The organism is Oleiharenicola sp. Vm1, from assembly GCF_047777955.1.
Lineage (GTDB): Bacteria > Verrucomicrobiota > Verrucomicrobiia > Opitutales > Opitutaceae > Didemnitutus.
The window spans coordinates 3944244-3957013 of sequence record NZ_CP180537.1 but is presented as its reverse complement, the minus strand read 5'-3'; the positions used below and the strand labels follow the sequence as shown (position 1 = coordinate 3957013).

General features: G+C 69.9%; 9 protein-coding genes. All 9 read right to left on the bottom strand.

All coding sequences use genetic code 11. The features are described 5' to 3' along the window. Nucleotides 1-375: 375 nt before the first annotated feature. The gene (locus tag ACMYLB_RS18985; RefSeq protein WP_415908511.1) at nt 376-2364 is read right to left on the bottom strand and encodes a TonB-dependent receptor; all 1989 of its coding nucleotides are present in this window, start codon (nt 2362-2364) and stop codon (nt 376-378) included. A gap of 232 nt (nt 2365-2596) precedes the next feature. After that, nucleotides 2597-3676, bottom strand: a complete 1080-nt coding sequence (locus ACMYLB_RS18980; RefSeq protein ID WP_415908510.1) for a carboxypeptidase regulatory-like domain-containing protein — start codon at nt 3674-3676, stop codon at nt 2597-2599. A 4-nt stretch (nt 3677-3680) separates the two neighbouring features. Continuing rightward, nucleotides 3681-4676 (bottom strand): FecR family protein, encoded by a 996-nt coding sequence (locus ACMYLB_RS18975; RefSeq protein WP_415908509.1) that lies wholly within the window; start codon nt 4674-4676, stop codon nt 3681-3683. Continuing rightward, nucleotides 4673-5305, bottom strand: coding sequence for an RNA polymerase sigma factor (locus ACMYLB_RS18970; protein WP_415908508.1), 633 nt, complete (start codon nt 5303-5305; stop codon nt 4673-4675). The genes ACMYLB_RS18975 and ACMYLB_RS18970 overlap by 4 nt, the downstream gene beginning before the upstream one ends. Before the next feature lie 123 nt (nt 5306-5428). After that, nucleotides 5429-6490, bottom strand: a complete 1062-nt coding sequence (locus ACMYLB_RS18965; RefSeq protein WP_415908507.1) for an NAD-dependent epimerase/dehydratase family protein — start codon at nt 6488-6490, stop codon at nt 5429-5431. 19 nt (nt 6491-6509) lie between these two features. Continuing rightward, on the bottom strand, nt 6510-7787 hold the full coding sequence (locus tag ACMYLB_RS18960; RefSeq protein WP_415908506.1) for a hypothetical protein: 1278 nt from the start codon (nt 7785-7787) through the stop codon (nt 6510-6512). After that, entirely contained in the window at nt 7682-8713 is a 1032-nt protein-coding gene (locus tag ACMYLB_RS18955; protein ID WP_415908505.1) for a hypothetical protein, read from the bottom strand. The genes ACMYLB_RS18960 and ACMYLB_RS18955 overlap by 106 nt, the downstream gene beginning before the upstream one ends. Further along, a complete protein-coding gene (locus ACMYLB_RS18950) occupies nt 8635-10383 on the bottom strand; it encodes a hypothetical protein (RefSeq protein WP_415908504.1) in 1749 nt (582 codons plus the stop codon). Before ACMYLB_RS18950 ends, ACMYLB_RS18955 begins: the two co-directional genes overlap by 79 nt. Beyond that, nucleotides 10380-12734, bottom strand: a complete 2355-nt coding sequence (locus tag ACMYLB_RS18945; protein ID WP_415908503.1) for a hypothetical protein — start codon at nt 12732-12734, stop codon at nt 10380-10382. Before ACMYLB_RS18945 ends, ACMYLB_RS18950 begins: the two co-directional genes overlap by 4 nt. Nucleotides 12735-12770 lie beyond the last annotated feature (36 nt).

Here is a 12770-nt window from a genome sequence, read left to right as displayed (position 1 = left end):
ACGGCACAATCACCAAAGGAGGCGGCAGCCGCCCACGCGACAAGGAGCGCCATCGTGGGCCAAGCGAGCACCCAATAGGCCCCAGGGTAAGTATCGAGGAGGGAGAATAAAGAATGCAGCATTCAATCGGCCCGGGGGGAAGGACTACGTGTTCGGGGCCGTGTGGTGCCAGTGCAAAGTTGTAGAAACGGCGCATCGAACCCAACTCCCACGCCGCCTACGTCCAGCCTGGGCCGACCCGAACGCACGTGGCGTGGGAGTGGGAGATCCCGAAAGCCCCGCGGTCCGGTGCATGACACCGGGCCGCACATCGCAGATGACAACGCCATCGCCCCGATCCGCTACTCGCCGGAAGAAAATTCCCCGGCGGAAGACTCAGAAGGTCGCGGTGACGGAGAGAGAGTAGGTGCGGCCGCGCCAGTCGCCGTAGGGTTGCACGCCGGCGGAGGCGTCGTCCTTGACGTATTTCGGGTAGTCGAAGCCGGAGAGGTTGTTCACGCGCGCCTGGGCGCGCAGGCCGTAGCGTTTCGTCCGCAGCTTCAGCAGGCGGATGAGGTCCGCCTGGGCGTAGGCGTCGAACTGCCAGTAGGGGCGGACCCGATCGTCGCCCTGGAGCGCGCGGTCGGCGAGCGGGAGCAGGCGGGAGTGGAAATACTGCCCGTCGAAGCCGAAACCGTAGGTGCGGTTCGACCAGCCGGCGCCGAAATTCGCGCGGTAGCGCAGCAGGCCGGGCGCCGTGCCGTCGGGGTGGTTGAGCTGGTCGACGACCGGGGCCGTGGCGGAGACCTGGCGCTCGTAGCGCTGGTAGTAGAGCACGCGCGCGCGCGTCTCGAGCGTGCCGCCGCAGAGCCCGGTCCAGGCGTAGTCGAGGGCGAGCGTCCAGTTCTGCGAGTGGCGTGAGGAGGCGTTGATGTTGCCGATGACGAGGCGCGTGACGCGGCCGACGGTCTCGCCCGGCCCCGGCGTGCCACGCTCGATGCGTTCGGGGATGAGCGATTCGAGGGCGAGGGTCTGGTCGACGTCGAGCGGCAGCATCTCGTTCGTCTTGCGCGTGTCGATGAAGTCGAGCGAGGCGCGGAAATGGTGCTCGTTGCCGCGCTCGAAGATCAGGCCGGCGGTCTGCGTGAGGGCGTCCTCGGGGGCGAGGAACAGGTTCACGTTGTCGACGACCTGGGCGAGGTAGACCTCGTGGTTGCGGCGCGGGTCGGTGATGAGCTGCTGGTTGACGCCGCCTCCGTCGGGGCCGCCGGGCAGGGCGCTGGCGCGGCTGAGCAGCGGGGCGGGGAAGCGCTTGGACGAGGTCACGCTGCCGCGGAAGGTCAGGCCGCCGGCGAAATCCGCCTTCAGGCCGAGCGTCGGCACGGTGTTCACCTCGTTCGTCTGGTCGGAGGCGATGTAGCGGACGGCGACGTCGGTCTCGACCTGGTGCAGCCAGTGCGGCAGCCAGCGGCGCGGCACGACGGGGGCCTGCCCCTCGGCGAAGAAGCTGTAGCGTTCGATCCGGCGGCCGGTGCGGACGATCGGGTCGGCCGCGCGCGTGCCGTCGGCGTAGAGGCTTTCCTCGAGGTAATCCGCCAGCTGGAGCCGGCGGTAGTCGGCGCCCGCGATCATGCTGGCGCGGCCGGTGGGCAGGGTGAGTTCCTGGTTCGAGACGCGTGCGGAGACGTCGAGCGTGCGGTAGTCGCCGAGAGTGACGAAGCGGCCCCGGCCGCCGCGGTAGACGAGCACGGAGTCGTAGAACGCCGGCGGCGGCGCGAAGCGTTGCGTGTCGCGCAGGGGGTTGTAGAGGCCCTGGTCGACGAGGGCCTGCCAGCGATCCGGATTGGCGGCGGACAGGCCGCGGTATTTGACGATGTTGCGCGAGACCTGCGCGTCGGCGGAGACGCGCCAGTCGCGCGGCAGGCGGAGCAGGAGGCCGCCGACGGCGGAGGTGAAGTCGATGCGCGCCTCGCTGTAGTTTTCGCCGAGCTCGGGGGCGGTCTCGACGAGCGTGATGGCCACGTCCCGACCGAAGGGGTTGAGCGGCGAGCCGGCGGCGAGGGTGAGGTTGCCGGTGAGCACGTCGAGGCCACGGTTCGTCACCGTGCGCGAATGCGTGGCGTCGAGGCCGAGCTGCAGCCACGGCCAGGGGTCGTAGGTGACCGAGCCGAAGAATGCCTCGCGGCGCTGCCGGCGGCCGTAGGGCGAGTCGAGCGTGAGCGGCGAGGCGGAGAGGCCGGCGGGCGAGTCGTAGAAGTCGCGTTGGGAGACGCCGGCGCGGCCGCGGAACGCCGCAAGGCCGCCGGTGCCGTCGGCGCCGGGCGCGACGGAGGTGAAGCTGGCGCTGCCGGGGCCGAACAGCGCCGAGCCGTCGGCGCTGCGCACGTTGGGCGTGGCGCGATAGAGGAGTCGTCCGCGATCGTGCGGGTGGCGTCGTGGCGGCGGCGGTAGCCCAGCTCCGCCTCGGTCGGCGGCTCGACCGAGGTGCGCACGGCGTTGAGGCGCAGGCGCAGCCGGTGGTCGAGGAGCGACTGGCCGTGCTGGAGCGAGACGGAGGTCTGCGCCGCGTCGTAGCCGGCCGCGGCGTTCGTGTAGGTGGCGTTGAGCTCGGTGGCGTTCACGTCGGGGCGCAGCACGATGTTGATGACGCCGCCGACCGGGTTGCCGCTGTAGATGGCGGAGGCGGAGGCGGGCAGCACCTCGACCTGCTGGATGAGCGAGAGGGGATGAAGTTGACGTCGGCGGGCTGGGTCGGGCCGATGCTGGTCTGCACCTCGGGCAGGCGGCGGCCGTTGATGAGGATGACGGTCTCGTTCTCGCCGTAGCCGCGGAGCTTGAGGTTGGTGCTGCCGGCGAGCCCCTGGTTCGGGTCGAACGAGCCGCTCTGCTCGGGCGGACGGGTGGCGGCGTCGCCCTCGAGGATGGCGCGCTGGAGAAACTCGTTCAGCGCCACGACGCCGCTGCGGGTGATCTGCTCGCGCGTGTAGATGGTGAAGGGGAGGGCGTCGTTCTCGCCGCGCGGGAGGTCGAGATTGCCGGTGGCGCGGCGCGGGCCGAGCAGGGCGGCGCTGTCGTCGAGCGGGCGCAGGCGCGCGGAGCGGCCCTGCACGACGTAGGGCTCGAGGGTCTCGAGCTCGCGCACCGGCTGGAAGCGCTGCTCCTCGAGCTGGGAGATGCGGCCGGCCTCGACCTCGACGTTGTCGATGCGCAGCGGGTGCCAGCCGGCGGCCTGGGCGAAGAGCTGGTGCCGGCCCGGCGGCACCGCGGCGAAGCTGAACCGGCCCGCGGCGTCGGTGACGGCGGCGAGGCGCGTGCCGGCGATGGCGACCGCGACGCCGGCGGCGGGCTCGCCGTGCGCGAGGAGGAGGCGGCCGGTGAGGGAGCCGGTCGCCTGCCGTGCGGAGCGGACGACGTATTTGTCCCCGCGGTAGCGGCGGGCGGCGTAGCCCGTGCCGGCGAGGAGGCGGGCGAGCGCGTCGTCGGGCTCGAGGGTGCCGGCGACGGCGTTGGCGCGGACGGCGCGCAGCTCGTCGAACGGGTAGAGGACGTCGAGCCCGGCCTGGCGCGAGAACTCCAGCAGCGCGTCCGCGGCGGGTTGGGCGGGGAGGTTGAAATCGACCGGCGCCGCGGCGAGCGCCGTGGCGAGCGCGGCGAAAATCAGGACGCGGCGGAGGCGGGCGACGGGGCGGCGAACCATGCGGTCAGCGCCCGGTCTGGCGGGCGACGTGCATGCGGCCTTGCGCGTCGCGGGTGATGGTGAGTCCGGGCCAGGTTTCGCGCAGGGCGGCGAAGAAGCCGTCGAGGTCGTCGAGGCGGAAGCGGCCGCCGACCTTGAGGTGGTCGAGGTCGGGGGCGGTGGTGATCGTGATGCCGTGGTGGCGGGCGAAGCGCGCCAGCGCCTCGGGCAGCGGGGTGCCGTCGAAGACGACCTGGCCGCGGCGCCAGGCGAGCGCGTCGTCGAGCTGCCGCTCCGTGAGCGCGCGCACGGTGCCGGCGGCGAACTGGTCGCGCGGCTGCAGGACCAGCGGCGCGGCGGCGCCGGCGGGACGGACCTGCACGGAGCCCTCGCGCACGGTGACGGCGAAGGCGGCGCCGTCGGCCGCGCGGACGGCGAACTGGGTGCCGGTGACGCGGACGGTGCCGGCGGGCGTGTCGACGATGAACGGGCGCGCCGGATCCTTGGCGACGGAGAAGAAGGCCTGGCCGGCGGCGAGCCGCACGTGGCGTGCGTCGCGGGCGAGGGCGACGGAGAGCTGCGTGGCGGCGTCGAGCTCGACGTGCGAGCCGTCGGCGAGCGTGAGTTCGCGGCGCTGGCCGGCGGGCGTGGCGACTTCCTCGGCCGGGGTGGGGGCCGGCGCGGGCCAGAGGACGAACGCCACGACTGCCGCGGCCGCGGTCAGCATCGCCCCGACCCACAGCGGCCGGGACGACCAGGGGCGCGGACGGGCAGTCGTAAGCTCGCGGTCGGTTTCCGCCGCCGGGTCCTGGATGCCTGCCAGCAACGGCAACTGCTGCTCGAGGTCGGCGGAAAATTGGCAGTAGGCGGACAGCAGGCCGCGGTGCGCCGGGTCGGCGGCGAGCCAGGCGTCGAGCGCGCGGCGGTCGGCGGCGGTGAGGACGGAGCCGTCGAGCCTGGCGGCCCACAGGGCGGCCTGGGCGTCGGCCGCGGGAGCGGATTTTTCGGGGTGCGGGTTCATGACACGCCCTCCGGGGTGACGGCGGAGGCGTTGGCGGCGGGTGGAGAGTCGTTCAGGGCGGCGCGGAGGAGGCGCAGGGCGCGCGCGTGCTGCTTTTCGACCGTGCTGATGGCGATGCCGAGGCGGTCGGCGATCTCCTGGTGCGAGAGCAGTTCGACCTTGCGGAGGAGGAGCACGGTGCGGCAGCCCTCCGGGAGGCGCGCGATGGCGGCCTCGAGGCGGGCGAGTTCCTGGCGGGCGATGACCTGTTGCGCGACGCCGGGCTGGGCGGCGGCGGTGCGGTCGATCGCTGCCTCGCCGGGGGCGATGGGCGAGATGGCGCGGCGTTTCAGGCGGTTGATGGCGAGGCGGCGCGCGGTCGTGTAGAGCAGGGCCTCGGGTTTCTCGGCGGCGTCGCGCTGGACGGTCGGGTAGACGCGCAGGTAGGCGTCGTGGGCGACGTCCTCCGCCTCGGACTCGTTGTGCAGCAGGCGGGCGAGGTAGCGGCGCAGCGGCGCGACCGTGGCGCGGTAGAGCCCGGCGAAGTCGCGGCGGGGTTCCGGCGGCTCAGACATGGCGATGCACTCGGCCAGCGCCGGCGCGGCAGTGGCGGAGGTGTAGACGGAGCGTTCGGTGGCAGCGGGAGGCACGGCTGCCGGGAACGACAGCCGCGGTGGCCAAACCCGCTAGTGCGGACCGAATTTTTTTCATGGCCGGGGTGCCGGCCGTCGTCATGTCCCGTGGCCCCGGGCAGGACGACGGCAGCCGGCGGTTCAGTTGCTTTTTGGGCGCTGTTTCCAGGCCTCGACGATCTGGCGGATGGTCTCTTCGAGGCTGACGGAGAGGTCCCAGCCCGGGTAGTGGGCGCGCATCTTGCGCAGGTCCGAGTAATAGCAGATGTGGTCGCCGGCGCGGTTCTGGTCGACGTAGGTGTAGACCTGTTTCCGGCCGGAGAATTTTTCCGCGATCTGGAAGGCCTCGAGGATGGAGCAGGAGTTGGCCTTGCCGCCGCCGAGGTTGTAGACCTCGCCGGCGCGCGGGGCGGCGACGAAGGCGGCCATGAAGCGCGCGACGTCGAGGGAGTGGATGTTGTCGCGGACCTGTTTGCCCTTGTAGCCGAAAACGCGGTATTCGCGGCCCTCGAGGTTGCACTTCACGAGGTAGCTGAGGAAGCCGTGGAGCTCGACGCCGCTGTGGTTCGGGCCGGTGAGGCAGCCGCCGCGCAGCGCGCAGGTGGGCATATTGAAGTAGCGACCGTATTCCTGGACCATGACGTCGGCGGCGACCTTCGACGCGCCGAAGAGCGAGTGCTTCGACTGGTCGATGGTGAACGTCTCGGCGATGCCGTGGGCGTAGGCGGGGTCGGCGTAGTCCCAGCGCGTCTCGAGTTCGGCGAGTTGGATGGAGTTGGGCGCGTCGCCGTAGACCTTGTTCGTGCTCATGTGCACGAAGGGCGACTCGGGGCAGGCCTGGCGGGCGGCCTCGAGGAGGTTGAGCGTGCCGACGGCGTTGGTGTCGAAGTCGTCGAAGGGGATCGCGGCCGCGCGGTCGTGCGAGGGCTGGGCGGCGGTGTGGACGATGACCGAGGGCTTGAGTTGCTTGACGAGGGCGAGCACGCCGGCGCGGTCGCGGATGTCGAGCTCGTGGTGCTGGAAGCCCTTGAGCTGCGAGGCCAGGCGCTGCTGGTTCCAGCGGGTGTCACCCTGCGGGCCGAAGAAGACGGCGCGCTGGTTGTTGTCGACGCCGTGCACGGTGTAGCCCTGGGCGGCGAAATAAACGCAGACCTCCGAGCCGATGAGGCCCGAGGAACCGGTGACGAGGAGGGTCTTGGCCATGGGAAAATGAAAGCTCAACCTACGCTCCTCTAGGCGGCTGGCCAGCCGAAACCCGGTCGAGGCGCTGGGGATTAGGAACGGCGGCGGGCGGACACAAGGGTGATGGCGACTCCGGCAAGACCCACGACCAGTGCGGCGAGGAACGTCGTGCGTGCCGCGATCGTGCGCTCGGCCTCCCACGCCTCGGCGAGGCTTCGGGCGGCAGCGGCGTCCGTCGTTGGTTGTGGCGGGGCCACGGCGAGCCAGCCTTGGTCGCCAGGGCGACCGTCGCGGAGCACGAGTCGCGCGGTGCGGCCGCGCCACGGGCCGACTTCGACCAGCCAGAACCCGATATCGCGCGGAGGTGGCATCTCGCAGCGCAGGGTGGCAGCGGTGCCCGCGCCGCCGCCGTCCACGACCAGATCGAGCGCGTTGCCCGGCGCGGCCGGAAAGCCAGCGACAGGCACCACGAGCCAGGGGATTCAAGCGTGAACGGCTGGCTGCGCGCGGTGCCGGTGAAATCCGGGCCGTCGAGGTGCGTGCCGACGAAGAGATTCCGCAACGACTCCGGCGCAAGGTTGGCCGCGCCGTCGAGGCGGTCGATAGGGTAGGTGGTGGCTGTAACGAACTCGTAGCGCAAATCGCGCAGCGCGGTCGTCGGATAGAGGAGGTTTTCCCAGCGCTCGGATTGGCGCCACGCCCAGGGGCGCGGCCACAGGAGGACAGCGCCCAGCGCACCGGCCGAGAGCAGCGCGCAAGGCACCAGCGGCGAGGCGCCCGCAGGCAGGGCGGTGGCCGGAGAGGAAGCGGGGCGGTCGGTGAGCGCGGCGAGAGCGAGCAGACCGCCGAGTGCGAGCCACAGTTTCCATTGCTCCGCCAGTCCAGCGCCGGGGCCCGGCGCGCGGCTCGCCAGCGTGATGCGATCGGGCAGCAGCCGCACGAAACGCGGATCGTCGAGCAGGCGGGTGACGGTCGCGGGGTCGGGATAGACGAGGCCGCGACCCTCATCGCTGACGAGTGCCTGGGAATTGTGGTTGCGGAGGTAGGCGGTGATGGCGCTTTCCCGGAATGCCGCGCGCCCGGCGCTGTGTTCGTGGAAATAGTGGGCGTGCCCGGTGGTATTCACCGAGTGGAGGCCGACCGCGGCGACGGTGCCCCAGGCGAGGGCCAGGGGCACCCAAAACCATCGCGCGCCGGCGAGGCGGAGGGCGATCACGCCGTTGGCGATGACACCGGCCGCGAACAGGTCGCTGTAGCGCGAAACGAAATCCGCGCCGCCGGCGCCGCGCGCATAGGCGAGTCCAGCAGCCTGGGCCACGGACCATAGGCCGAGCACCAGCAGCGTGCGGTCGAAGGCGGAAGCTGAAGCGGCACGGCGCAGCCGCAACGCCCAAGCGAAGAGGGGAGGTTGAGCAGGACGGCGGCGGCCGGCGCGGCACTGGGCCAGCCGAGCTGAAAAAGCCATGCGTGCAAAAACTCGCGCACGCCGGTCGCCTGGAGTGCGAGGGCGCCCTCGTGTGGCTGCGACCGCGTCGCGCCGAGCATCAGCAGTGCACCAAGCCCGGCGAGCACGAGGGGCACGAGCCAGTCGCGGCGCGCGCGCGGTGCGGTCCAGAGATGCACGAGCGCGACCAGGAGCGGCGCAGCCCAGAAACTCCCGAGCGTGAACAGCCCGGCGAGACCCGCGGCCTGGGCGAGCCACCAGCGGCGCGAGCCGGGGGCCTGCGCGAACGAGTCACGGACGAATACAAACAGGCTCAGCAGCGCCAGGGGAAACTGGGACTGGAAGCCCCAGGTAATATTCTCCCAGGCGTGCGGCAGGCAGGCGGTGGCTAACACGAGCGCGGTAGCGAGCAGTGTAGCGAAGGCACCGAGATGCCGCCGGAGCCAGTCGCCGAGCAATGCCGCCCAGAGGGCGTGAAAAGCGGCGTTGAGCACCATCTGTAGCCGAGGGGCCCAAGTGTCGAAACCCGCGACCTCGAACCAGGTGAGCAGGCGCGTCCAGAGGGGGATGTGCTCGTGATGAGGCGCGAAGAAGGCGCTTGGGCCGAGCTCGCCACGCAGCCAGGGCCCGATGATCTGCTGCGCCTCGACTTTCCACTGGTCGAGGAATGGTGCGTCGCCCGCGTGCAGCGCCACCTCACGCAGACGGCTGCCGAAGACGATCAGGCCGAGGCCGGTCGCCCACGTTGCGCCCGGGAAGCGGGCAAGGAGCTCGCGGGTGCGCCGAGCGGTCGTCGCCACCGGCGCATGCCAGGCGCGCGCGGCATCGATGGCGACCAGCAGGGCGAAGAAGAGCAGCAGCGGGAACGCCGGCGCGTAGGCCGCGGCATAGAAGTTCGGGAACGCAGTCGTGTGGACGAGGATGTTGAGCGCGAGCTCCCCGCGCCGCCCGCCCACGCGCCGACGGCGAACGCAAACGGCCAGGAGAACTGCCGCGCGCGCACGAGCTGCACGAAGCGGACGAAAGCGGCCAAGTGCGCCAGCACGATGAGGCTGGTAAGCCATGGTCCGATATTGCGGCCCAGCCAGCGGAGCAGGTCGAGCTTGGCGGCATCGAGCCGGCGCTGCGCGGGCAGCTCGATGTAGGTGGCTCGTGGCGCAGGGCTGATGCGATCATGGGTGATGTCGCGGAAGATCCGCACCTCGTCGTCGGTTCCGATGCTTTCCGGGGGATTAGGTTCGAAGCCGGAAAAGTCGAAGGCACCGCGCAGGAAGAGCGGCACGCCATGTCTTATCGCGGCGGCGTGCTCGGGGTGCCACGGCGGGGCGAAGCCGGAGCGCGGGCCGCGGGCAGGGATCCGGCCTTGGTCGCACGCACGATTCACCTCGTCGGCGATGCGGCGATAGAAGGCGAGCGCTTCGCGCGCACTGCTGTAGTGCCCGGCGGCGGCCACGGCGTCGCGGAACGCCCACATGAACCAGCCGGCGGCGATCTGCCGCTCCTCGCGGTGGAAGGCGGTGCCGTCCGCCCAGTCGTAGCCGATCTTGCCCTCGAGGAAGGGACGCAGTTCAGCAAAGGCCGGGCTGACGGAGTAGATTGCCTCGCGCGCTTCGCGCGTGACCGCGATGTAAGGATACTGCGGGCCGACCCGCACGCGCACGAGTGCTCCGTAGGCGTCGCGAAAGTCCCGGGCGTGAAACTCGGAAGGTCCGAACCAGCCGTAATGACGCTCGTTGAGCGAGGCGACGGTCAGGTAGGGCGCGGCGGCGGCCGCGACAGCGCTGAGCAGGAGAGCGAGCGTGCGGCCGCGGGCGGGGCCGATCGCGAGCGGGCTGAAGGCCAGCGCGGAGAGGAAGGCCACCATGCCGAGGATCCAGATGCCCTCCTCCCGGGTCAGCCAGAACAGGCCGAGCGTCAGGCCGAAAAGCAGCGCCCATGGTAGCCGCGCGACGAAGCCGCGGTCGCGTCGCAGTGCGAGGCCGACGAGTGCGGCGCACACGAGGAGGGCGAACGGCACGGTGAGGTGCTGGCGTAGGATCCGCGTCATTTCCTGGCCCTCGTAGGTCAGCGGATTGACCAGCAGTGTGGCAAAGACCAGCAGGCACGCCCAGCCGGCCAACGCGAGCGGGCGCAGGGCGCGGACAGCGAGCGCGCACGCGGCGATGTAGACAAGTTCCTCCGTGAAGCGCAGCGGCAGGCCGAGGAAATGGTTCAACGCGACGAAGGCGGGATAGACGGGGCCCTTCGCCAGAGTGAGGTTGTCGTAGGGTCCGAGCCACTGTCCGTCGGCGATGGAGCGCGCCAGCTTGAGAAAGAGCTGGTCGTCGTGAATGGCGTTGCCGATGGCGTAGATCGGCTGGGCGCGGAGAAGTGCGAGCTTAGCCAGGGCCAGCGCCGCGGCGACCCAAACCCACCAATGTCGGCGGAGCGAGCCGAGCGCGGTGAGGGGGCTTTCGCGGGCGGTGTTCACTTGATCTCGATGTCGGTCCAGGCAGTCCAGTCCCACGAGTGGTTGTTGTTGGGTCCGGGCTTCACCACCAGAAAGAGGCGGCCGCCGGGCTGCGGCGGCAGTGCAATGTCGAAACGCTGAAGGCCGCGGTCCCGCATCTGGTGCATCGGGTCGAGGAAACGCTTGAACAGCTCGACGCGTTCGCCGCCGTTGGACCAGTAGACGGCGAACTCGGCGCCGTCGGAATTGCCGCCCTTGGTGTAGGTGCCGGGCAGCATGCCGAATCCTCCGCTGACGCGCGTGCTGCCGGCCTTGATATTGAAAGTCATCTCGCTGCGGGCGTGCATGACCATGACCGGCGTGCCGTCGATGATGGCCTCGGAAACGGGCGTCTGCGCCTCGTAGGTGAGCGGCACGGTCTTGAACATGTGGAAGCGTGTCTTCTCGGCCTCGAGGAAATAGTCGCCACCGTTACCGCTGCCATGGATCGTGCTCAACGTGACTTGCGCGGTGTCGGCGAAGAACTTTCGGTCGGCCGCATCGATTTCTACGGAGACCTGAGCCGCGTAGCGCTCGGGGGTGCCGCCAGCGAAGCGCATGAAGCTCACGATGTCCTCAATCATCGGATTGACGATGAAGCCCGTGCGCGCGAGCGGCAGCGGCATGCGGTAGCTGGTGGAGTTGCCCTTGGTGTCTTTGAAGCCAACGCGGACGATCGGCGGCTTATAGAAGAAGTCGCGCACGCGGCCGAGCAGGGAGCGGGGCAGGTCAATGACGATCCAGAGCGGCTGTGCGTGGAAGTCGGTGAGATCGATCGGCTGTCCGGGGGCGACGTCGAACGTGCGGGCGAGGCGAGGGGCGACCCGCGACCAGTCGAACGGCTGGGGCAGGCGGCGCCAAAGCTGGTAGTTCTTCTCCGAATGGATGAACTCGTAACGGTGGAGGAAGACAAAAAGGGCGCGCGAGTCGTCGAGCATCAGGTAGCGATCATCGATCGTCTCGAGGCGGAAGAGGACGTAGGTGGGCGCGTGGTCCGAGGCGTAGTAGTCGGCGTTGAGCTGCGCGAGTGCGGGGGTGTAGGCGGAGTAGCTCTGGATGACTGGGCGCGGGCGATAGTTGAAACGATTGAACAGCGCGAGCGACTGATTGTAGCCGAAAACGTCGATCGTGGCGTTGCCGACGACGGCACGGGTCTTGGGCAGGTCATTCTCGGCGCGCATGCCGCGGAGGGCGTCGCGGTAGGAGAGCAGCCATTCGGGGAAGTGCGCGGTATTGTAGCAGTTTGCCCAGACGCGGTTTTGGAACAGGCTGAGCGAGGCGCGCGCCATGCCCGGCAGGGCATCCTCGAGGCCGATCACGCACAGGAATCCGGCGGGCACGAGCAGCCAGCGCTGGATCCGGCGGAAGCGCGGGGCGTCGTCGAGCAGCGCGGGGAATGCCGTGATCGGCACAAGCGCACAGATGAAGAAACCGATCATGTGCCCATCAGCCCGGACAAAGCCGTGTTTCCAGTTCAGGTAGATGAAAGCACCGAGGATTGCCGCGCCGGCGAGACCGCGCCGGCGGTCGGCGCTGCCGAGCACGTGGAGCACGGCATAGACCACGAGCACGGCGAGCACGGCGAGACCTTTCCACAGGGGCTCGGGGGGGGTAGGCAGCCCCATCGTCTGCTCGTAGCCGGAGCTGATCTCCAGTGAATAGCGGAGGTAGGCGGGTAGGTTGAGCAGGCTCTGGCGACAGAGCACCCAGATCAGCGCGAACGAGCCGAAAAACCAGAGGAGCTTACGCCCGGCCTCGCCGGGGCGTTTTTGCGCAACATCGAGCGCGCTCGCCACGAGCACGATGAACGCCGCAAGCATGAGGTTGGTGAACTTGATCGCCGCAAGCACGGCAAAGAGCAGCAGCGTGCCAATCGTCCAGAAGCGGGCCGGCCGGTCGGCCCCGCGGATCATCTCGCAGCCCAGCAGCGCCAGGATGACCATGAGCAGCGAGTCGATGTAGCTGACGCCGACCAGGATCGTCACGACCCAATAGATGGCGCGCGCGTAGCCGGTGAGGCGCATGCCCTGCCGGTAGATCACGGCTGCGAAGATCAGGGCGCTGGCGAACTGCCAGAGGATGAACGGCCAGAACGTGACGCCCGAGTAGGTGTTGCCCATCAGCAGCCCGAGCGGCCCATAGGTGAACACCAAGTCGCGGCCGAATTGCCAGCCGTCGACCAGCCCCTGCGTGAGCACCATGCGCCACGACGCATCGAGCTCGGCGATCGGCTTGTTCGGATACGTGAAGATCGAGACAAACAGGACGACGAAAAACAGGGCGCGTGCGAAGCGATCCGCGCGGGTGGGAGAAGGGGCTGGAACAGGTTCCATCGAGCCAACAGGGATGCCGCGCCGGGCCGATGGCGT

What these genes read in the sequence shown, in the direction of transcription:
- ACMYLB_RS18980 (WP_415908510.1), bottom strand. Translation starts at nt 3,676, where the DNA reads ATGGTTCGCCGCCCCGTCGCCCGCCTCCGCCGCGTCCTGATTTTCGCC.
- ACMYLB_RS18975 (WP_415908509.1), bottom strand. Translation starts at nt 4,676, where the DNA reads ATGAACCCGCACCCCGAAAAATCCGCTCCCGCGGCCGACGCCCAGGCC.
- ACMYLB_RS18965 (WP_415908507.1), bottom strand. Translation starts at nt 6,490, where the DNA reads ATGGCCAAGACCCTCCTCGTCACCGGTTCCTCGGGCCTCATCGGCTCG.
- ACMYLB_RS18945 (WP_415908503.1), bottom strand. Translation starts at nt 12,734, where the DNA reads ATGGAACCTGTTCCAGCCCCTTCTCCCACCCGCGCGGATCGCTTCGCA.